Below are 19,635 nucleotides of genomic sequence, written 5' to 3' on the forward strand. Positions count from 1 at the left end.
GCCTGATCATGGCTACGAATGATCCTGGCTGGAGGTAATAAAGCTTGGCCGTGATCCGCCGATATGAATTCTGGCGGTAACCTAATTGCAATTTGTGTACATTTTTGTATCCAATTGCCTGGCCAAACTCCACACCACCACCAGGAGAAGCCTACATGCGCCTCTGGCAACGCAGTATTCAGTGGCAATTGATCCTCAGCATGGGCGCCGCCCTGCTGGCCAGCATTCTGATCGTCGTCGGCATCTACTCGGCGGTAGTCAATCGCCTGACAGAGCGCTACCTGATCGAAGAAGCGCTGCCAGCACGGGTGCTGGCTATCCGTAACGATCTGGAGCGGGTGCTGACTGCGCCGATTACCGCCAACGCCTCGATTGCCGAGAACAGCCTGGTGCAGGACTGGCTGGCCGCTGGTGAGGATGCGGCCCGGCGTGATGAGTTCGCGCGCTACCTTGAGGGTGTGCGTGCCCAGCAGAACGCCATGACCACCTCCATCGTCGCCCTGACCAGTGGCAACTACACCACCGGTGAAGGGCTGATGCGCACCCTCGACCGCAGCCAGGCGGAGAACCAGTGGTTCTACCGCCTGGTCGACAGCGACCGTGACCGGGTGCTGGAAATCGACATCGACAAGACCACTCGGCTGCCCACGCTGTTCATCAACCAACGCATCAAGCAGGGCGGCAAGACCCTCGGTGTGGCCGGGCTCGGCTACAACCTGGCGGACATGTCGAAGATGATCAGCGAGTTCCGTTTCGGCGAGCGCGGCCAGGTGTTTCTCATCGACAGCCAGGGCAACGTCAAGGTGCATCCGCGTTCGGAGCTGAGCGGCACTGGCAAGCTCGGCGAGCTCTTCGGCGCCGATGCCAGCCGTCAGGTGCTTGTGGGCGATAGCCGGGCAGTACGTTTCGAGCGCGATGGCGAGACCTTTCTCGCCGTGGCGCAGAAATTCGCCAGTATCGACTGGCTGCTGGTCAGCGAAGTGCCCGAGGCTGAAGTCTATGCTGAAGCGCGCCAGGCGCTGCTGATGACCAGCCTGATTGGCGTCGCCGTGGCGCTGTTGTTCCTTGGCCTGGTAGTGCTGCTGGCTCGCGGTCTGGTGCGACCGATCCGTCAGGTGACTCAGGCACTGGTGGAAATCGGTGGCGGCGGTGGTGACCTGACGCGCCGTCTGGATGAATCGCGAGCCGATGAATTAGGCGACCTGGCACGAGGCTTCAACCGTTTTCTCGCCAGTCAGCGCGACCTGATCGGCGATGTGCTGGCCACCAGTGAGCGGCTACGTACGGCGGTCGTTCAGGTAGCTCGGGTGGTGGAAAACACCGCAGGGCGCGCCGGCCAACAGCAGGAAATGACCGATATGGTGGCCACCGCCGTGCACGAGATGGGCCTGACCGTGCAGGAGATCGCGCGTAACGCCAGCAACGCCGCGCAGTCCTCGCGCAGTGCGCGCGAAGAGGCGCAAACGGCGCGCCAGGTGGTGGGCCAGTCCATCGCCCACATAGAACGCATGTCTGCCGATATTGGCAGCGCGGCCGGAGCGGTGACCGAGCTGGCCGAGCAGGTTGCTTCCATCGACCAGGTGCTGGCAGTGATTCGCGGTATCTCCGAGCAGACCAACCTGCTGGCGCTCAACGCGGCCATCGAGGCCGCGCGCGCCGGGGAGATGGGCCGCGGCTTCGCCGTGGTCGCCGATGAGGTGCGCACGCTGGCCAGCCGTACCCAGGCGTCGACGGACGAGATCCAGCAAATGATTCAACGCCTCAAACAGGGCGCGGAAACGGCCGTCAGCTCCATGCACGCGGGGCAGTCGGCCACCGGCACTGGCGTCGAATCCAGTCAGCGCACCGGGCAGTCGCTCGGCGCGATTACCGAGCAGATCGAGCGTATCAGCGACATGAACACTCAAGTGGCTTCGGCGACCGAAGAGCAGAGTTCGGTGACCGAGGAGATCAACCGCAATGTGCAGGGCATCGCCGACCTGGCCCACGCCACGGCCGGCGAGGTGCGCGCCTGCCGTGAGGATTGTCAGACCTTGAGCCGCCTGGCCGATGATCTGACTGGGCAGATGGGCAAGTTCCGGCTGTAATCCTCAGTGATCTGCCGCAACCAGGCGGTTGCGGCCTTCGCGCTTGGCGCGGTAGAGCGCACTGTCGACGCGCTTGAAGAAGGCGTCGGCATCGGCGTCATGGCTGTTGCTGAAGCAACCGATGCCAAGACTGGTGGTCAGCTCCAGACGCTGATCGTCCAACTGCAGGCCTTCCACCTCCAGCTCCTGACGAAAGTGCTCGGCCAGATCCCAGGCTTGGGCCAGGGTGGTGCCTGGCAGCAGCACGCCGAACTCCTCGCCACCCAGGCGCAGCAGTGCGTCGGCATCGCGGCGAAATACCTTGCGCATGCGTTCGGCGAAGGCGCTCAGGCAGGCATCGCCACCGGCGTGGCCGTGTTCATCGTTGACCTTCTTGAAGAAGTCGATATCCATCAGTACCAGCGACAGCGGCTCGCCCTGGCGCACTGCATTGGCCACCAGGCTGGGAAACAGGTTATTGAACTGATAGCGGTTGCCGAGCTGGGTCAGGCTGTCGGTGCGACTGAGTAGATCGAGCTGACGCTGCTGTTCCAGCAGCTTCAGTTCCAGCTCGAGGGTGGCGCGGTACTCACGATGGTTGCGCCCCAAAACCAGCACCAGATAGCTGAGGTAGAAGATCAGGGTGACCAGTATCGTGTGTTTCTGCTGCCAGTTCAGCGCCATCACTGCCAGGCCTGGCAGATAGAGCAGGACCAGCGCCAGGAGTGCGCGGCCGCGGCGCATGGCGAAGTTGAAGGTCATCGCCGTGGCGAAGGCCACCGTGGCCAGGGTGGCGATCATTTCCGAGTCGTTGTAGGCGTTGCTGTATACCGCCAGAGCATGGGCCTGGCCCCAGCACAGCGAGGTCAGGAGAATCAGGCCCCAGTGACGGTCGAGCCAGCGCTGCAACTGCTCGGGGCTTTCGAGGCCATCAGGGCGGTGCAGCAGTCGCGCGGCCAGCAGTGCGGCGAACAGCAGGCAGCCCAGCACCCCGCTGAACATCAGGCTGCCGGGCGCTGCGCTGAAGGCCCAGGTCAGCAACCAGGCCAGAAAATAGAAGAAGCCACCCAGGCGCGTGCGGATGCGGGTGTCATCCACTTCGCGCCACAGGGCGAAGGTATTGGGTTGGCGCGGTACTTCGGCGTCGGTCATCGTTTTCGGCCTGTCACCGCTGGCGGCCACCTCCGGGCCGTCGCAGGCGACGTCAGAACCTTCTCCACGGGGCTTTTTGTGATCACAGAAAGAGCATGCGTGAGCATAGCGCCTTTTCGTGATCCCTGGAGTGTCCATTTGCCAGTATTCGCGGCCACCCGTCAGCCGCGACGGATCATCCATATCCCGGCGACGATCAACAGCAGACCTGCCACCTTGCCGAAGGTGATCGGATTTTCGCGGAAACCGGCCCAGCCGAAATGATCGAGGGTGATGGCCATGGCCAGTTGTCCGGCGATCACCAGCACCATGAACAGCAGTGCCCCGACGCGCGGCCCGGCGAAGGCGGCGGTGGCGATGAAGAAGGCGCCGAGCAGGCCGCCGCTCCAGTGCCACCAGGTCAGCTCCTTGAGCGCACCGAGGCCAGGCATTTCACGCTGGCTCAGGGTCATCAGCAGCAACGCCAGGCTACCAACGGCAAAGGAAATCAGCGCGGCGGCGAAGACACTGGACAGGTGACGGGCAAGCTGGCCATTGATACCGGCCTGCAGAGGCAGCACCGCGCCGGCGAGGAAGGGCAGGGCCAGCAGCCAGCCGCTGATGTGGTTCATGGTGAGCTCCGAGGACTACTAAAGAGCGTAATTATGCGGCGCTCTGCTGCAGGGTGCAGCTGACAACTCTCGGGTATGTCCAGTGACTCTGATCACCACCATCCAGAATTGGCTACTGCAGCACGTATGTGAAAACCATTTGGATTCTGTGTGATGTGCCTGCTTTGCATGGTGGCCAAATAGCATTACCCTTGCGCGCCTCTCTTTGGCCCTTAGTGCCAGGCTCACTTACACAAACATGGATGAACACTATGAAAGGAATTCGTGCCGGTCTGGCTGTTGTATTCGTTGCACTGGCTGCACTGACCGGTTGTGCCACTCCCCAGCCGCCGGTTGCCATGGATCAAGCTTTCTGGGCCGAGAAGCAGGATCGCATTGGCATCGCCATTACCGAGATTCCAGCCCCTTCGGTTCAGATGACCGGGCAGCAGGGTCTGCTGGACGTTGCCGTCAACAAGGGTATGGCCTCAGGACTGACCAAGAAGGTCGAAAGCTGGGACTCCACCAGCCTGCGCGGCTTGCAGCAGAAAGTCGCCGAGCGTCTGCAGGCTCAGGGCTATACCGTCAAGCTGCTGGACAAGCCCTACGACTTCAAGGACTTCAAAAAGGCCGAGCGCAAGCAGGGGTACGCCGACCTCGACATGACGCCGCTCAAGGCTCAGGAAGGGATCGATAAAGTGGTGCTGCTCATGCTGGGCGTTAACGGCACGACTCGCAGCTATTACGGCATGATCCCGACCAGCGATCCTGTGTCCGTGGTGACGATGGTCACCACCATTGTCGACCTGGATGACAACCGCCTGATCTACTTCCAGCCCTCGGCTGTAAGTCGTGCAGCGGAAGGCGAATGGGATGAATCGCCTGAGTTCCCCAATCTGACCAATGCGTTTTACAAGGCGTTGGACGAAGCCGAGCAAAAGATACTGCTGCCTTTCGATGCGCAGCAGCTGTCCAGTAACTAATCGTGCGGCTTGAACTGCTCGGCGCAGGTCTGTTGGGGCTTGCGCTGTCAGGCTGTGCGACCGATGCAAACCTCTCTCCTGCTCGCAGCGACACATTGGAGATGCAGCTGGCACAGGGCTTTCAGCTGATCATCGAAACCCCGGAAGATGGTTGGTTGAATGCGGATGTAGTGATCGATGGCTCTCGGCTTTCCGAGGCTGGTGAGCAAACTTCCAGGCACCTCAGCGGTACCATGCAGGGCGTCGCGAACTCCGGCGCTGGAGCAGGTGGTGGTGCAGCCGTCGTAGGCACGGTCATTGGCTCGATGCTGCTGGCCAACCTGTCGCAATCGGCCATCGAGCAGGATGCCCGGCGGGCCGCCAAGGGCCAGATCGATCCTGTTGATCAGGCTCTGAGCGGTCATGACTGGGCCGATTATTACCACCTTGCGTACAGCCGAGAGTTGAGCAAGCAAGGCTATGCGCCGTCCCTGGCCGCAGATATCAGCCTGCGAATCGTCCCACGCGTGCGTTTCAGCGACAGCATGCAAGTGTTGCGTCTGGTGACTGAAGCTCGGCTGACCCAAGGCAACAAAGTTCTTTACGCCGGGCGCATCGAGTCGTTTGCCGAACCGATGCAATGTGAAGATTGCCTGAGCCTCTGGCTGGCGCAGGACGCGGCCCATTTGCATGCCGCTGCCAATGCTGGCGTGGATGACAGCGCCGCATTGTTGGCAAGCGACTGGCGCACGAGCAGATTCTCCGGTATCGCTAGTCAGGAGCAGACGCTGCGCTATCAGCTTGGTACGGCTCGTCATGTCGAACGCGGTCGTTTACTACCGCTGGGAAACTCCCGCTCGGTTTTTCTTGATCTGCGCGGATGGCTCAAATCCATGCCGGTTGCTGTCGATGCCCGCTAACGAGCCGCCAGTAGGACAAACCGCCGGCGAGCTCTAGAGTCGTTTTTCCAGCTGCACCAGGGCGACACGGCTGCCATCCGGAGCGCGGCGTTCGACGATACCGACGGTCTGATAGCCAAGACGGGTGTAGAGCAGCAGGCCGCCAGCGTTGGCGTTGAAGCAGGACACCTTCATCAGCGACGCCTTGTAGCGCTCGCGGGCGATCTGCTCCATCACTTCCACCATGTGTTGAGCCACGCCCTGGCTGCGCGCCCAGGGCGCCACCATCAGGTTGCCGAGGGCGCAGAATTCGCCGTGCTGCCATTGGTAGAAATTGGCGAAGCCGGCGACTTTTCCAGCCAGTTCCACCACGGTGCTTTCACGCCGCTCGGCAATGGCGGCAGCGAGCTGGCCGACGTTGAGTGGCCAGATAGCCTTGGGGTAGCAGAAGAACAATTCATCGACGTTCTGTGGGAAGCCGACCACGTCACCGAGGTCGGTGGCCGTGGCCGGGCGGTGTTGCAGGTTTGCGTTCAAACGGGGCGGTCCTTGTTCAGCGCGGGGGATACTGAGAGAGCACCTGGGTGACGGTTTCGCGGATCGCCCGTTCGCGCTCTGCCGGTGTCGGTGGCTGGCTGCGCATCACCTGCTCACCGCTGCCGCGCCAGACCAGTTTGCCGTCTTTGCCGTCGTACAGGTCGATCTGCAGCGTCGCGACCTTGTAGTCCACACGGCGCGTTTCGGTGAAGGCCGGGCCGCCCCAGTAACCTCCCCAATAGCCGCCCCAGCCACCGCCGTACTGGGTGGTGATCTGGTCCTGACGCTCGTCGACGATCAGCACGCTCTGCACTTTCAGGTCGCCCTTGCCGTCAGCTGCTTGGCGCAGGCCGCGTTGCTCGAGCTGCTCGGCGACGGCCTGGCTGATTCGCGCTTCGGTGATATCGCTCTTCAGGCGTGCGTCGTCGGGTTGGTAGGCGAGCTTGTCGTCCATCCAGCTCCAGCTGCGGTAGGCGCCGAAGTCACGACTGGGATCGAAGTCGCGCTCCAGGCTGACGCTGGCGCAGCCGGTGAGAAGCAGCGCCGCGATCAGGTAGGACAGGTTACGCATGGTGCTCTCCAGGGCTGTCGATCAATAGGGTGGGTAGCCGTTCAGCGCGCTGCGGATGGCCGCACGCATGGCATCGGCCTGCGCCGCCTGGTCCTTGCCGGCCACCGCTTCGCCGCTGCCTGACCAGACCACCTGGCGGTCGCGTGGGTCGATCAGTTCGATGCGCACCACGGCCACTTTCTGTTCGTAGGTGCGCACGATGGGGACGCTGCCGTAGGCGCCGTAGCGGCGGTCCCAGTGGCTGCCGGTGCCGTAGTAGCCACCGACGTTGTCCTGATACTGGCGCAGACGGGTTTCCTGGCTGATACGGGCGCTGACCAGCACGTCGCCTGGGCCATTGAGCGCCGGGCGCAGGCCATACTGGTCGAGGCCGGCGCTGACGCTGTCGGCCAACTGATCGCCGCCAGGCGCGCGGCCATCCAGCCAGCTCCAGCTGCGGTAGCGGCCGTAGTCACGCGGCGCGGCAGGGTAGGCGCTGCGGTCGAAGGTGGTGGCCGCTTCGGGCGGCGCCGGTGGCATGGGTAGCGACTCGGCCTGGTAAGGGTTCTTGCTTTGGCAGGCGGCCAGCAGCGGCAAGATGAATAGGGCTATGGCGGTGCGCATGGTCGTCTCCGTGGTCGCGTGCGGCATCCCCGATGGTTTCAGGCTACGCCGGCCTGCCAGCTTCGTCCAACGCGCTCAGCGTGGTCGGCAGATCCAGTGCAGGTAGCGGCCGAGCCCCTCGAAGCTGGGATGGCGGCGGTGCGCCAGCTCCATTTCCAGCAGGTCGATCAGTTCGGCCTTGGTCTGGAATTGCTGCGGCATGTAATCGTGGAATACGCGTACGCCGCTACGGCTTTCGACCTGCCAGTCGGCGGCGAGTTGCGTGCTCAGCTCGCGCGGGTCGACCGGCTGCTGTGGCGTCAGGCTCTGTTTCTCGCCGGCGAAGTGTTCCTTGCGCAGTTTGCGGAAATGCCCCTTGAGCAGGTTGCGGTAGATCAGCGCGTCCTTGTTGTAGAAGGCCAGCGACAGCCAACCGTTCTTGGCCGTCAGCTGGTGCAGCACCGGCAGGATGGCCGCCGGCTCGGCCAGCCACTCCAGCACGGCGTGGCACAGCACCAGATCGAAGGGCTCCTGCAACTGGCCGAGCATCTCCTGCCAGGGCGCCTGGATGAAGGTGGCATTCTGGCCTGCCTCGGCGAAGCGCTGGCGAGCACCTTCGAGCATGGGTTCGGCTGGCTCGGCGAGGGTGATCTGATGGCCACGTTGGGCCAGCCACAGGCTCATGTGGCCCAGGCCGGCGCCGACGTCCAGCACGCGCAGCGGGCGATCCGGCAGCGCTTCAGCGAGATCAGCCTGCAGCACGGCGAGGCGGATGGCGCCCTTGGCGCCGCCATAGATCTTCTCGGCGAAACGGGTGGCGAGTTCGTCGAAGTGGCGGTCGCTCATTTGAGGAAGCGCCGTTCGTTGTCGGCGAGCTTGTCTAGCACCGCCTGGTTCATGTCGATGCCCAGTTCACTGCACAGTTGCAGCAGATAGAGCACCACGTCGGCTACTTCCTGCCCAGCGTGGGCGAGCTGGTCGGCAGACAGCTGGCGCGACTGCTCTTCGCTCAGCCACTGGAAGATCTCCACCAGCTCGGCCATTTCCACGCTGGCGGCCATGGCCAGGTTCTTCGGGCTCTGGTAACGGCGCCAATCGTTGTGATCGCGAATGGCGTGCATGCGGGCGGTGAGTTCAGCGAGGTTCATGGTGTGGCTCCGTTCGAGCCGCATAGCTTCGGCTCGAACGGAGGCGACCGCAAGTCGTTGGCGGGAAGAGGTCGGCAGAGCAGCGACTTTGGTGGGAGCGAGCTCTGCTCGCGAAGCTTTTCCGCTGGCCAGGTTCGCGAGCAGAGCTCGCTCCTACGGCAACGCAGAATGCAATCCGGGGCGGATGTTCTCGATATCAGCTCCCGGATGACACCGGACTACGTCAGACCGTTAGCGGCTGCCAGCTCCCAGCCATATGCGGGGTGTCACCTTCTCCGATCAAGCGGAACTGGCCGCTGGCGCCAGGCTCGCTGGCTTGCAAAGCAACGTGGGTGGGCAGTAGCACGGGCTTCTGGAAGCGTACGTCCACGGCGTAGCCGGCCTGCGGCAGGTGGGCGTGCAAGGCCGCGAGGCTTCGCGCCTTGTTCCACAGGCCATGAGCGATGGCGCGTGGGAAACCGAACAGACGTGCCGTTACGGCGTAGAGGTGGATCGGGTTGTAGTCGCCGGCCACACGCGCGTAACGCCGGCCTGTATCGGCAGGGGCGGCCCAGTCGGCCAGTGGCATCAGTTCCAGCGGCGGCTGTTCGGCGCGTAGCGGCGCCTGGCCGTCGAGACGCAGAGCGCGGCAGAGAATGCGGCTGTCACCTTCCCAGAGCAGGCCGAGCTGATCTTCCAGGCGGGTGATCAGGCTGAACGTGGCGCCTTTGTCGTGCGGCTGCAGGTCGGTCACCTGCACGCTGATCTGGAACGGCCCCAGCCCGCCCATTGGGCGCAATACGCGGATACGATTCTCCAGATGCACCAGGCCCAGCAGCGGGAACGGAAAGCGGCGGTCGGTGAGCAATTGCATCTGCAAACCGAAAGCCAGCACATGCGGATAGACCGGTGGCAGGTAGGGACTGTCTGCGATGGCGCAGACCTGGCGATAGCGCGCCAGGTGCTTGGGGGCCACGTCCACGCGGCAGCGCAGGCCGATATTGGGTAGCTGGCGGCCGGTCACCTTGCGGCGCAGGGCTGCGCGCAGGAACAGGCCGGGCAGGGCCGGTGGTGTATCGAGGTCGAGCCAGTCGATGGCCATTGGCGAACTCCTTGGCGAATGAATGACAGCAGCTTAACCCTCAGACCCACGCTGGCATTGGCTGTTCTGCCCAGCTTGTGTGCAGGCCAGTCAATCCGACCTGCGACGCGGTTTGCGCGCGGTGGCTCGCTGACCCTAAGATGGCGCCGTTCACGAATAATGCTCACTAATAAGAAGAACAGCAGGAATCATGCGTGATCTGACCGACGATGTGGCGCTGATGCGCCCGGTAATCGATGCCCTGCGTGCCAGCGGAACCGATCCTGACCGCGTGCTGGTGCGCGTTGGCCTGCCGCCTGGTGGGCTGCCGGCTGGCCGCTTTCCTCATGCCGCCCAGGCGCCATTCTGGAAGGCCGCCAGCGAAGAGTGTGGCGAGGAGCATGTCGGGCTGTACCTGGCCCAGCACCTGCCCGCCTTCCATGGCCTGCTGCTGGAATACCTGTTTCTCTCCAGCGAAACCTTTGGCGTTGGCCTGCGCCATGCGCTGCGCTATGTGCGCCTGCTCTCCGACACCCTCAGCGCGCGCCTGGACGTGGAGGGCGACGTGGCCGTGCTGACCCTGGGACTGGAAGCCGATACGCCGCGGCACTTTCCGGAGATGCTGGCAGGGGCGGTGATCCGCCTGTTCGCGGCATTGACCGAAAACGATTTCCGCCCGCGTGAAGTGCGCTTCATGCATGCCGAGGGCGCGCCTGCTGAGCGCTACCAGGCTGTCTATGGTTGCCCGGTAAGTCTGGGCGCCGAGGATTGTGCGCTGCTGTTCGACGCTGCAGTGCTGGACAAGGCCTCGCGCCACGCCGCCCCGGAATTGCTGCGCATGCACGAGTCGCTGGCGCGGCGGCAGTTGGCGGAAGTGGAGAGGCTGGACCTGGTGCGCCAGGTGCGCGAGCTGATTGCCGAACTGCTGGTCGATGGCGGCGCCACCCTGGAGCAGGTGGCGGCGCGCTTGAACATGCCGGCACGGCGCTTGCGCGAGCGCCTGGCCATGGCCGGGGTTCGCTTCAACGACCTGATCACCGATTACCGCTGCCGCCTGGCCAAGGAGCTGTTGCTCAAGACCGACGAGCGTATCGAAGTGATCGTCGAACGCACCGGCTTCTCCGAGCCGAGCACCTTTTACCGCGCGTTCAAGCGCTGGGTCGGGGAAACGCCAGTGGAATTTCGCAAGCGCGGCAAAGCCTGAAGTCGTAGGGTGCGCCGTGCGCACCACGCATCCGCCGGATGAATGGTTGACCTCGGTGCGCGCGGCGCACCCTACACGAATCGCTCTGGCAGTAGGGTGGGCTGGGCGGCGATCCGCTTCAGCCCACCCTCGCAACGGTCTCAAGCCCCCAACAAACTTTGCCCGCACACGCGCAGCACCTGCGCAGTCACTGCGCCGGAACCCGGCTGGGCGAACCAGGCCACGGCTTCGGCGACGTCCTGCGGCAGGCCACCCTGGTTCATCGAGTTCATCCGTCGCCCGGCTTCGCGGATACCCAGCGGAATGGCGGCGGTCATCTGGGTTTCGATGAAGCCAGGTGCCACCGCATTGATGCTGATACCTTTCTTCGCCAGGGCCGGCGCCCAGGCCTGAGCCAGACCGATCACGCCGGCCTTGCTCACCGCGTAGTTGGTCTGGCCCATGTTGCCGGCGATGCCGCTGATCGAGGCGATCAGCACCACGCGGCCGTTGTCGTGCAGTTTTTCGGCGTCCAGCAACGCCTGGGTCAGCACCTGCGGCGCCTTGAGGTTGACGTCGATCACCGAGTTCCAGAATGTGTCGCTCATCTTCGCCAGGGTCTTGTCGCGGGTGATGCCGGCGTTGTGTACGACGATGTCGAGGCCGTCGGGTAAGGCTTCGACCAGGCGCTGCGGCGCATCCTCGGCGCAGATATCCAGGGTCACGGCGCGTCCACCCAGGCGCGCCGCCAGCGCCTGCAGCGCATCGGCTGCCTGTGGCACATCGAGCAGCACCACCTCGGCGCCGTCACGGGCGAGCACTTCAGCGATGGAGGCGCCGATGCCGCGCGAGGCGCCGGTGACCAGCGCTTTCTTGCCGGCCAGCGGGCGCGTCCAGTCCCTGACCTGTGCACTGCAGGCGCCGAGCCGCAGCACCTGGCCGGAAACGTAAGCGCTCTTCGGCGAGAGGAAGAAGCGCAACGCGCCTTCCAGTTGCTGCTCGCCACCCTTGCCGACATACAACAACTGCACGCTCCCGCCGCGACGAATTTCCTTGCCCAGAGAGCGGGTAAAACCTTCCAGTGAGCGCTGCACGCTGGCGGCGATTGGGTCTTTGAGCGACTCGGGCGCACGCCCCAGCACTACCACACGAGGGCTGTTGGCCAGACCCTTGAGGGCGGGCTGGAAGAAATCACGCAGTTCGATCAGTTGTTCGAAACGGATCAGGTGGCTGGCGTCGAACACCAGTGCCTTGAGCTTGGGCCCGTGCTCGGCGGTCCAGCGGGGCAGGTCGAACTGGCCATCGCGCGCGGCGAACAACTGATCCGTGAACTTGCTGGCGAAAGGCTTGATGGCCTTGACCAGGTCGCCTTCACCGCCGAACAGCAGGGCGCCATCGATCGGTCGTACGCGGCCGGCCATCCAGCGTTCCAGGCGCACCGGCGCCGGTAGACCGAGGGCGCCAACCAGGCGGCGGCCGGTGGAGGAGTTGGCGAAAGCGAGGTAACGATCGGACATGAAGGGCTCCTGCGGGCGAATCGAAAGTCGTGTCACTGTACGCGGCAGTTGGCAGAGCGCAATTGACTCTGTTGCCTCACATGCCGGCAAGGCGGCCAATGTTCGCACCTGTTTGAGGTTTAGCCTGTGCGGCCAGAAGGCTACAGTGTAATTCTCATGTTTCTGGGAACCAGCTGACGGACGATAGTTCGCCTTAGGTTTCTTCGATTTCTCGACCAGCAAGGAGTCCTCATGACCCAGTTGCGCCGGGTCGCCATCGTAGGCGGCAACCGTATCCCGTTCGCCCGTTCCAACACCGTCTACGCCAGGGCGAGCAATCAGGAGATGCTGACCAGCGCCCTCGAAGGGCTGGTGGAGCGGTTCAATCTGCATGGCGAGCGCCTCGGCGAGGTGGTGGCCGGTGCCGTGCTCAAGCACTCGCGAGACTTCAACCTGACCCGCGAGTGCGTGCTGGGCTCGCGCCTGGCGCCGGAGACGCCGGCCTACGACCTGCAGCAGGCATGCGGTACTGGTTTGGAAGCAGCGATACTGGTGGCCAACAAGATCGCCCTCGGGCAGATCGACTGCGGCATCGCTGGTGGTGTCGACACCACCTCCGACGCGCCCATCGGCGTCAACGAGGGGTTGCGCCAGATTCTGCTGGAGGCCAATCGCAGCAAGAGCACCGGCGACAAGATCAAGAGCCTGCTGAAGATTCGCCCGCGCCACCTGGCGCCGCACATTCCGCACAATGGCGAGCCGCGCACCGGCTTGTCGATGGGCGAGCATTGCGAGCTGATGGCGCAGCGCTGGGCCATCCCGCGTGACGAGCAGGATCAGCTGGCACTGGCCAGTCACCAGAAACTCGCGGCGTCCTACGCCGAGGGTTGGCACGATGACCTGATGACACCGTTTCTCGGTCTGACTCGCGACCAGAACCTGCGCCCGGACATCAGCGCGGAGAAGCTTGCGACCCTCAAGCCCTGCTTCGAACGTGGGCCGCGCGGCACGCTGACCCCGGCCAACTCCACGCCGCTGACCGATGGCGCCTCGCTGGTGCTGCTGGCCAGCGAGGAATGGGCCAAGGCCCGCGGCCTGCCGGTGCTGGCCTATCTGCGCGATGGCGAGGCGGCCGCGGTGGATTTCGTCCAGGGCAAGGAGGGCCTGCTGATGGCGCCGGTTTACGCGGTGCCGCGCCTGCTGGCGCGCAACGGCCTGACTATGCAGGACTTCGATTACTACGAGATTCACGAGGCCTTCGCCGCCCAGGTGCTGTGCACGCTCAAGGCCTGGGAAGACGCCGATTACTGCAAGGAGCGCCTGGGCCTGGACGCCGCCCTAGGGTCCATCGACCGCAGCAAGATGAACGTCAAGGGCAGCTCGCTGGCTGCCGGTCACCCGTTCGCGGCCACCGGTGGACGCATCGTCGCCAACCTGGCCAAGCTGCTGTCGGTGGCCGGTGAGGGGCGCGGCCTGATCTCCATCTGCGCGGCAGGTGGTCAGGGTGTGACCGCAATCCTCGAGCGGTAATCCAATACGGGTGGTCGCAAGTCATCGCGATCACTCGATGTAAGCAACTCCGTGATTCGGGCGGCCCGCGTAGCGCGTGGCCGCTCTTTTTTTGCGCGTAGGTTCGCGGCGGGGCGCCGCTCCTACAGGTAGGTGCCACAGCTTTTCGTAGGAGCCCCGCCCCGGGGCGAAGCTTTTCTGGCCAGCGCTGCGGTGGCCTGTCGCGCGGCAAATCACCACAGCGCCAGTTAGGCCTTTAGCGGCTAGTCTTTCAGTGCGCATTGATCCAGATCAATACGCCTTTTCGCGCTTTACCCAGCAGCTTCTCGGCTGCACACCACTTCCATAAGAACAATTTCAGCTCGTTTGACTCCAACACCAGGAGTCTATGGATCGGCTTTGCGTGCTGGGGCCGAAATAACCCTGAATGAGGATGTGACATGTTCGGCCTAGAGGCGCTTGATCTCGCCCGAATCCAGTTTGCCTTCACCATTTCCTTCCACATCGTCTTTCCGGCCATCACCATCGGTCTGGCCAGCTACCTGGCGGTGCTCGAAGGTCTGTGGTTGAAGACCAGCAATACGCTGTACCGCGATCTTTACCACTTCTGGTCGAAGATCTTCGCGGTCAACTTCGGCATGGGCGTGGTCTCCGGTCTGGTCATGGCCTATCAGTTCGGCACCAACTGGAGTGCGTTCTCCGACTTTGCCGGGGCGGTCACCGGGCCACTGCTGACTTACGAGGTGCTCACCGCGTTCTTCCTCGAAGCGGGCTTCCTCGGCGTCATGCTGTTCGGCTGGAACCGCGTCGGGCCTGGCCTGCACTTCTTCTCCACGGTGATGGTGGCCATCGGCACGCTGATCTCGACCTTCTGGATTCTCGCCTCCAACAGCTGGATGCACACGCCGCAGGGGTACGAGATCATTGATGGCCGGGTGATCCCGGTGGACTGGTTCGCCGTGGTCTTCAACCCATCGTTCCCTTATCGCCTGGCGCATATGGCGACCGCGGCGTTCCTTGCCACCGCCTTCTTCGTCGGCGCTTCGGCGGCCTGGCACCTGCTGCGCGGGCGTGACAACCCGGCGATCCGCAAGATGCTCTCGATGGCGCTGTGGATGGCCCTGCTGGTGGCACCGGTGCAGGCCTTCATCGGTGACCTGCATGGTCTCAACACGCTCAAGTACCAACCGGCGAAGATCGCCGCCATCGAGGGCCACTGGGAGAACATCGGCGACGAGCCGACCCCGCTGATTCTCTTTGGCTGGCCGGATATGCAGCGTGAGGAAACCCGCTTCAAGGTGGAAATCCCGGCGCTCGGTAGCCTGATCCTGACCCACAGCCTGGATAAACAGGTGCCGGCCCTGAAGGACTTCCCGCCGGAAGACCGCGCCAATTCCACCATCGTGTTCTGGACCTTCCGCATCATGGTCGCCATGGGCCTGATGATGATCCTCACCGGCCTGTGGGGCACCTGGCTGCGCCGCGGCGAGCGGCTGTACACCTGCAGGCCGTTCCTGCACCTGGCGGTGTGGATGGGGCCGAGCGGGATCATCGCCATCCTCGCCGGCTGGTACACCACCGAGATCGGCCGTCAGCCGTGGATCATCCATGGGCTGATGCGTACCGCCGATGCTTCGTCAGGGCATAGCGCGGCGCAGTTGGGCTTTACCCTGGCGCTGTTCGTGGTGGTTTATTTCGTGCTGTTCGGTGCGGGGATCGGCTACATGCTGCGCCTGGTGCGCAAGGGGCCGAAGATCGACGAGGGCAAGGAAACGTCCGAAGGTGGGCCAGGCCAGCCGCGTACGCCAGCGCGTCCGCTGTCGGCGGCTGAAGAAGGCCTGGAAGATGGTGAAACCGACACCTTGCCGGAGAGGAGCTGAATATGGGTATCGACCTTCCGCTGATCTGGGCGGTGATCATCGCCTTTGGCGTAATGATGTACGTGGTGATGGATGGCTTCGATCTGGGTATCGGCATCCTCTTTCCCTTCGTCCGTGACGACGGCGAGCGCGACGTGATGATGAACACCGTCGCACCGGTCTGGGACGGCAACGAGACCTGGCTGGTACTCGGCGGTGCCGGCCTGTTCGGCGCCTTCCCGCTGGCCTATGCGGTGGTACTCGACGCGCTTTATCTGCCGCTGATCCTGATGCTTCTGGGGCTGATCTTCCGTGGTGTGGCCTTCGAGTTTCGCTTCAAGGCCAAGGCCGCCAAGCGCCATCTGTGGGATAAGGCCTTCATCGGCGGCTCGCTGACTGCCACCTTCTTCCAGGGCGTGGCACTGGGCGCCTATATCGACGGTTTCGAGGTGGTCAATCGCAGTTTCGCCGGCGGTGCCTTCGACTGGCTGACACCCTTCTCGGTGTTCTGCGGCCTGGCCCTGATCGTTGCCTATGCGCTGCTTGGCTGCACCTGGCTGATCATGAAAACCGAAGGTCGCCTGCAACAGCAGATGCATGACATGGCGCGGCCACTGGTGTTCGTGGTGCTGGCGGTGACCGGCATCGTCAGTCTGTGGACACCGTTCGAGCACCCGGCGATCGCCGAGCGTTGGTTCAGCCTGCCGAACCTGTTCTGGTTCATGCCGGTGCCAGTATTGGTGCTGCTGTGCACATACGCACTGCTGCGCTCGGTGGCCAACAACCGCAACTACTCGCCATTTCTGCTCACCCTGGCGCTGATCTTCCTCGGCTACAGCGGCCTGGGCATCAGCCTGTGGCCGAACGTGATTCCGCCGTCGATCAGCATCTGGGAGGCCGCCGCACCGCCGCAGAGTCAGGGCTTCATGCTGGTGGGCGCGTTGTTCATCATCCCCTTCATCCTGATGTACACCGCCTGGAGCTACTACGTGTTCAGAGGCAAGGTGACGGTGGATGATGGTTACCACTGAGAACGCAGCCATGACCGAAACCGAAGAGAAGAAGCCGCTGTGGCAGCGTCTGGGTTGGCTGGTGCTGATCTGGGCCTGCAGCGTCACCGCGCTGGGTATCGTGGCCTGGCTGCTGCGCCAGTTCATGAGCGCGGCGGGGTTGGGGACGCCGGGCTGAGCACGCGGTTGATCCCGGCGCGTGCTTGTTCCCATACTGGCCTCCTTTGTTCACACGCCAAGGAGGCTCGATGTTCGCCCTCAGCGATACCCTCAAACGCCGCTTCGCCGCGCTGAAATCCACTGCCGACTACTGGTCGCTGCGCCATGTGCGCGAGAGCAGGGAGTCCTACTGGGTGCGGCGGCGTGTGGCGCAGGCGCCTTCCTTCGTCGACGATGGTGGTGCCATGCTCACAGTGCGTATCGCCGGTGTCGAAGCCTATGCGGCCACCAGCGATCTCAGTCAGGCTGGCTTGCAGGCTGCACTGGAGCACGCCGAGCAGATGGCGCGCACCTTGGCTGGGCATAACCTGCTGGATCTCGGCAGTCTGCCGTACCCCACCGAACACAACGACGATGTGATGCCAGGCTACGAGCAGCCGCTGGCGGGTGCTGCCCACTGGTTCGAGCTGTTGATGGCAGAGTCGGCATTGATTCCCCAGGATGCGCGTCTGGTCGATAGCCACGTCGGGCTGACGTTCACCTGCCATGAGCAGATATTTCTCAACAGCGAGGGCGCCTGCCTGCGGCGCGCCCAGCGCTATGTGTTCCCGCAGGTGGGCGTTACCGCCAGCGACGAACACGACAGCCAGAGCCGCAGCTTCGGCGGCACGCATCTGGCGCGCCAGGGCGGCGCCGAGGTGCTGCAGCAGTTGGGTGTGATCGGCAGCGCCGCGCGCATCGCCGACGAAGCATTGCAACTGCTGCTGGCGCCCAACACCCCGAATGGTTCGCGCGATCTGTTGCTGATGCCAGACCAGATGATCCTGCAGATTCACGAGTCCATCGGCCATCCGCTGGAGCTGGACCGCATTCTCGGTGACGAGCGCAATTTCGCCGGCACCAGCTTTGTCCGTCAGAGCGATTTCGGGCATTACCAATATGGCTCGCCGCTGCTCAATGTCAGCTTCGATCCGGATGTGCCTGGAGAGTTGTCCAGCTACCGCCATGACGATGACGGCACGCCGGCCGAACGGCAGCTGCTGATCCGAGATGGCATCCTTCAGCGTCCGCTCGGCGGCGCGCTGTCGCAATGGCGCAGCGGCTTGCCAGGCGTGGCCAACAGCCGCGCCTGCAACTGGAATCGGCCGCCCATCGACCGTATGGCCAATCTCAATCTGGAGCCAGGCGATCAGCCGCTGGCCGAACTGATCGGCGGTATCGAACGCGGGATTCTGATGAGCAACAACCGCTCCTGGTCGATCGACGACGCGCGCAACAAATTCCAGTTCGGCTGCGAGTGGGGCCAACTGATCGAGAACGGCGAGCTAAAAGGCGTGGTGAAGAACCCAAATTACCGAGGCATCAGCTCACGGTTCTGGCGCAACCTGCGTGCGGTGGGGGACACCAGCACCTTCGAGGTGATGGGCACACCCTATTGCGGCAAGGGTGAACCCAATCAGGTGATTCGCGTGGGGCACGCTACGCCAGCCTGCGTATTCGCCGATATCGACGTTTTCGGAGGGGCGGCCTGATGAATGCACGTCAGCATTTCAGCGCGTTGCTCGAACATCTGCAGGCGCAAGTCGTGGGCGAGGAGGGTTTCACCCTGGCCTATGGCGCCGAGGTGTCCAGCTTCATCCGTTTCAATCAGGGTCATGTGCGCCAGGCCGGCGATGTGCAGCAGGTCTACGTCACCCTCTCGCTGTACCAGGGACAGCGACATGCCGAGAGCAAACTGGCACTCAGCGGTGTGCTCGACGAGGATCTGCCGCGTCTGCAGCAGATAGTGCAGCGCCTGCGAGGCGTGCTGCCAACCTTGAGTGATGACCCTTATCTGCGCTTGAACCGTGAGGCTTGGCGCAGCGAGGTGGCGAGTGAAGCAGGTTCGCTCGACGGTGCGGTCATGGCGCAGCAGATCGTCGCTGCGGCTGCTGGTCTGGATCTGGTTGGCTTTCTGGCCGTGGGGCCTCAGTATCAGGGTTTCGCCAGCTCCTGGGGCGCCTTTGGCTGGTACGCCGCGAGTAGTTTCAACTTCGAATTCAGCCTGTTTCACGGCAACGGCCAGGCAGTGAAAAGTGCATATGCCAGTGAGCAGTGGGACACTCAGGCGTTCGCTCGCAAGCTGGACCGCGCGCGGCAACAGCTGGAATTTCTCGGTCGGCCGGCCAAGGCGCTGGAGCCGGGGGCTTATCGCGCCTACCTGGCACCGGCTGCGCTGGAAGAACTGGTCAGCCTGTGCTGCTGGGGCTTCGGCGCCCAGGCGCTGGCGTCGGGTGGCAGCCCGTTGCAGCGGCTGTTCAACGGTAAAGCCAAGCTCAGTCCGTTGGTGACCATGGACGAGCGCATCGAGGGTGGTTTGGCGCCGGCCTTTACCGCGGAAGGGCCGCGTCGGCCGTTGCGCCTGATCAGCCAGGGGCGACCCGGCGAGCGCCTGGTCAGCTCACGCAGTGCCGCAGAATATGGCCTGATCGCCAATGGCGCGTGCAGCGGCGAATACCCGCTGTCCTTGCAGGTGCATGGCGGCGAGCTGGACGAGCAGGACGTGTTGCAACGGCTCGGCACCGGGCTGTACATCGGTAACCTGTGGTACGGCAATTTCTCCGACCTGCCCGCGGCACGCCTGACTGGCATGACCCGCTTCGCCACCTTCTGGGTCGAGGATGGGCAGATCCAGGCGCCAGTCGACACCATGCGTTTTGACGATTCGCTGTTCGACTTCCTCGGCCTGCAACTGGAAGACCTGACCCGTGAGCCGGAGCTGCTGCTGCCGGGCGGGACCTACGGCGCCAGGCAGACGGGCTCGATGGCTTTGCCGGGCGCGCTGCTGTCGCGGTTTACTCTGACCTTGTAGA

At 63.7% G+C, this 19,635-nt stretch carries 19 protein-coding genes and 1 pseudogene; 11 read left to right on the forward strand and 9 right to left on the reverse strand.

Translation table 11 applies throughout. The annotated features are described in order from the left end of the window. Nucleotides 1-200: 200 nt before the first annotated feature. A pseudogene (locus CXP40_RS24205) lies at nt 201-1,223 on the forward strand (cache domain-containing protein); the annotation flags it as partial. Between the two features lie 135 nt (nt 1,224-1,358). Continuing rightward, a complete protein-coding gene (locus CXP40_RS24210) occupies nt 1,359-2,087 on the forward strand; it encodes a methyl-accepting chemotaxis protein (RefSeq protein ID WP_371916931.1) in 729 nt (242 codons plus the stop codon). Between the two features lie 3 nt (nt 2,088-2,090). Here the strand turns inward: CXP40_RS24210 and CXP40_RS03485 are convergent, their stop codons facing one another. Together CXP40_RS03485 and CXP40_RS03490 are read right to left on the reverse strand one after the other, a co-directional pair. Continuing rightward, nucleotides 2,091-3,218 carry a diguanylate cyclase gene (locus CXP40_RS03485; protein WP_106732595.1) on the reverse strand — a complete coding sequence of 376 codons (1,128 nt, stop codon included), beginning with the start codon at nt 3,216-3,218 and terminating at the stop codon, nt 2,091-2,093. Between the two features lie 161 nt (nt 3,219-3,379). Further along, nucleotides 3,380-3,829: a DMT family transporter gene (locus tag CXP40_RS03490; protein WP_106732596.1), complete on the reverse strand. Its 450-nt coding sequence runs from the start codon at nt 3,827-3,829 to the stop codon at nt 3,380-3,382. Nucleotides 3,830-4,080: 251 nt separating this feature from the next. Between CXP40_RS03490 and CXP40_RS03495 the strand changes: the two genes are divergently transcribed. Next, complete coding sequence (locus tag CXP40_RS03495) at nt 4,081-4,791, forward strand: hypothetical protein (protein WP_106732597.1); 711 nt, start codon at nt 4,081-4,083, stop codon at nt 4,789-4,791. Between the two features lie 2 nt (nt 4,792-4,793). Continuing rightward, nucleotides 4,794-5,690, forward strand: a complete 897-nt coding sequence (locus tag CXP40_RS03500; protein ID WP_157831673.1) for a hypothetical protein — start codon at nt 4,794-4,796, stop codon at nt 5,688-5,690. 33 nt (nt 5,691-5,723) lie between these two features. Here CXP40_RS03500 and CXP40_RS03505 read toward each other — a convergent pair whose 3' ends face one another. The 6 genes from CXP40_RS03505 to CXP40_RS03530 form a co-directional block, all read right to left on the reverse strand. Continuing rightward, complete coding sequence (locus CXP40_RS03505) at nt 5,724-6,206, reverse strand: GNAT family N-acetyltransferase (protein WP_106732599.1); 483 nt, start codon at nt 6,204-6,206, stop codon at nt 5,724-5,726. 16 nt (nt 6,207-6,222) lie between these two features. Continuing rightward, entirely contained in the window at nt 6,223-6,777 is a 555-nt protein-coding gene (locus tag CXP40_RS03510) for a DUF4136 domain-containing protein (RefSeq protein ID WP_106732600.1), read from the reverse strand. Nucleotides 6,778-6,798: 21 nt separating this feature from the next. Continuing rightward, a complete protein-coding gene (locus CXP40_RS03515) occupies nt 6,799-7,380 on the reverse strand; it encodes a DUF4136 domain-containing protein (RefSeq protein ID WP_099522608.1) in 582 nt (193 codons plus the stop codon). Between the two features lie 75 nt (nt 7,381-7,455). Continuing rightward, nucleotides 7,456-8,205, reverse strand: coding sequence for a methyltransferase domain-containing protein (locus CXP40_RS03520; RefSeq protein ID WP_106732601.1), 750 nt, complete (start codon nt 8,203-8,205; stop codon nt 7,456-7,458). After that, the gene (locus CXP40_RS03525) at nt 8,202-8,507 is read right to left on the reverse strand and encodes a nucleotide pyrophosphohydrolase (RefSeq protein ID WP_039965079.1); all 306 of its coding nucleotides are present in this window, start codon (nt 8,505-8,507) and stop codon (nt 8,202-8,204) included. The genes CXP40_RS03520 and CXP40_RS03525 overlap by 4 nt, the downstream gene beginning before the upstream one ends. Nucleotides 8,508-8,730: 223 nt before the next feature. After that, nucleotides 8,731-9,588 (reverse strand): MaoC/PaaZ C-terminal domain-containing protein, encoded by an 858-nt coding sequence (locus tag CXP40_RS03530; protein ID WP_106732602.1) that lies wholly within the window; start codon nt 9,586-9,588, stop codon nt 8,731-8,733. A gap of 190 nt (nt 9,589-9,778) precedes the next feature. Here CXP40_RS03530 and CXP40_RS03535 point away from each other — a divergent pair, with 190 nt between their 5' ends. Further along, nucleotides 9,779-10,771 carry an AraC family transcriptional regulator gene (locus CXP40_RS03535; RefSeq protein WP_106732603.1) on the forward strand — a complete coding sequence of 331 codons (993 nt, stop codon included), beginning with the start codon at nt 9,779-9,781 and terminating at the stop codon, nt 10,769-10,771. Nucleotides 10,772-10,911: 140 nt separating this feature from the next. On the opposite strand, the gene CXP40_RS03540 is transcribed toward CXP40_RS03535, so the two are convergent. Continuing rightward, nucleotides 10,912-12,267 carry a 3-oxoacyl-ACP reductase gene (locus CXP40_RS03540; RefSeq protein ID WP_106732604.1) on the reverse strand — a complete coding sequence of 452 codons (1,356 nt, stop codon included), beginning with the start codon at nt 12,265-12,267 and terminating at the stop codon, nt 10,912-10,914. Between the two features lie 231 nt (nt 12,268-12,498). Here CXP40_RS03540 and CXP40_RS03545 point away from each other — a divergent pair, with 231 nt between their 5' ends. The 6 genes from CXP40_RS03545 to CXP40_RS03570 all read left to right on the forward strand — a co-directional run bounded on the left by CXP40_RS03545 (nt 12,499) and on the right by CXP40_RS03570 (nt 19,634). After that, nucleotides 12,499-13,776: an acetyl-CoA C-acetyltransferase gene (locus CXP40_RS03545; protein WP_106732605.1), complete on the forward strand. Its 1,278-nt coding sequence runs from the start codon at nt 12,499-12,501 to the stop codon at nt 13,774-13,776. Between the two features lie 419 nt (nt 13,777-14,195). Next, complete coding sequence (locus tag CXP40_RS03550) at nt 14,196-15,635, forward strand: cytochrome ubiquinol oxidase subunit I (RefSeq protein ID WP_106732606.1); 1,440 nt, start codon at nt 14,196-14,198, stop codon at nt 15,633-15,635. Nucleotides 15,636-15,637: 2 nt separating this feature from the next. Then, nucleotides 15,638-16,645, forward strand: coding sequence for a cytochrome d ubiquinol oxidase subunit II (cydB, locus tag CXP40_RS03555; RefSeq protein WP_106732607.1), 1,008 nt, complete (start codon nt 15,638-15,640; stop codon nt 16,643-16,645). Nucleotides 16,646-16,655: 10 nt separating this feature from the next. Continuing rightward, the gene (locus CXP40_RS03560) at nt 16,656-16,802 is read left to right on the forward strand and encodes a DUF2474 domain-containing protein (RefSeq protein WP_004425073.1); all 147 of its coding nucleotides are present in this window, start codon (nt 16,656-16,658) and stop codon (nt 16,800-16,802) included. 70 nt (nt 16,803-16,872) lie between these two features. Next, nucleotides 16,873-18,315 (forward strand): TldD/PmbA family protein, encoded by a 1,443-nt coding sequence (locus tag CXP40_RS03565; protein ID WP_106732608.1) that lies wholly within the window; start codon nt 16,873-16,875, stop codon nt 18,313-18,315. Further along, complete coding sequence (locus CXP40_RS03570; RefSeq protein ID WP_106732609.1) at nt 18,315-19,634, forward strand: TldD/PmbA family protein; 1,320 nt, start codon at nt 18,315-18,317, stop codon at nt 19,632-19,634. Before CXP40_RS03565 ends, CXP40_RS03570 begins: the two co-directional genes overlap by 1 nt. Nucleotide 19,635: the final 1 nt, after the last annotated feature.

This window comes from Pseudomonas sp. YY-1 (genome assembly GCF_002843095.1).
Classification (GTDB): Bacteria; Pseudomonadota; Gammaproteobacteria; order Pseudomonadales; family Pseudomonadaceae; genus Aquipseudomonas; species Aquipseudomonas sediminis_A.

What these genes read in the sequence shown, in the direction of transcription:
- CXP40_RS03545 (WP_106732605.1), top strand. Translation starts at nt 12,499, where the DNA reads ATGACCCAGTTGCGCCGGGTCGCCATCGTAGGCGGCAACCGTATCCCG.
- CXP40_RS03525 (WP_039965079.1), bottom strand. Translation starts at nt 8,507, where the DNA reads ATGAACCTCGCTGAACTCACCGCCCGCATGCACGCCATTCGCGATCAC.
- CXP40_RS03485 (WP_106732595.1), bottom strand. Translation starts at nt 3,218, where the DNA reads ATGACCGACGCCGAAGTACCGCGCCAACCCAATACCTTCGCCCTGTGG.
- CXP40_RS03540 (WP_106732604.1), bottom strand. Translation starts at nt 12,267, where the DNA reads ATGTCCGATCGTTACCTCGCTTTCGCCAACTCCTCCACCGGCCGCCGC.
- CXP40_RS03535 (WP_106732603.1), top strand. Translation starts at nt 9,779, where the DNA reads ATGCGTGATCTGACCGACGATGTGGCGCTGATGCGCCCGGTAATCGAT.
- CXP40_RS03515 (WP_099522608.1), bottom strand. Translation starts at nt 7,380, where the DNA reads ATGCGCACCGCCATAGCCCTATTCATCTTGCCGCTGCTGGCCGCCTGC.
- CXP40_RS03530 (WP_106732602.1), bottom strand. Translation starts at nt 9,588, where the DNA reads ATGGCCATCGACTGGCTCGACCTCGATACACCACCGGCCCTGCCCGGC.
- CXP40_RS03550 (WP_106732606.1), top strand. Translation starts at nt 14,196, where the DNA reads ATGTTCGGCCTAGAGGCGCTTGATCTCGCCCGAATCCAGTTTGCCTTC.
- CXP40_RS24210 (WP_371916931.1), top strand. Translation starts at nt 1,359, where the DNA reads ATGGTGGCCACCGCCGTGCACGAGATGGGCCTGACCGTGCAGGAGATC.
- CXP40_RS03495 (WP_106732597.1), top strand. Translation starts at nt 4,081, where the DNA reads ATGAAAGGAATTCGTGCCGGTCTGGCTGTTGTATTCGTTGCACTGGCT.
- CXP40_RS03520 (WP_106732601.1), bottom strand. Translation starts at nt 8,205, where the DNA reads ATGAGCGACCGCCACTTCGACGAACTCGCCACCCGTTTCGCCGAGAAG.
- CXP40_RS03490 (WP_106732596.1), bottom strand. Translation starts at nt 3,829, where the DNA reads ATGAACCACATCAGCGGCTGGCTGCTGGCCCTGCCCTTCCTCGCCGGC.
- CXP40_RS03510 (WP_106732600.1), bottom strand. Translation starts at nt 6,777, where the DNA reads ATGCGTAACCTGTCCTACCTGATCGCGGCGCTGCTTCTCACCGGCTGC.
- CXP40_RS03560 (WP_004425073.1), top strand. Translation starts at nt 16,656, where the DNA reads ATGACCGAAACCGAAGAGAAGAAGCCGCTGTGGCAGCGTCTGGGTTGG.
- CXP40_RS03565 (WP_106732608.1), top strand. Translation starts at nt 16,873, where the DNA reads ATGTTCGCCCTCAGCGATACCCTCAAACGCCGCTTCGCCGCGCTGAAA.
- CXP40_RS03570 (WP_106732609.1), top strand. Translation starts at nt 18,315, where the DNA reads ATGAATGCACGTCAGCATTTCAGCGCGTTGCTCGAACATCTGCAGGCG.
- cydB (WP_106732607.1), top strand. Translation starts at nt 15,638, where the DNA reads ATGGGTATCGACCTTCCGCTGATCTGGGCGGTGATCATCGCCTTTGGC.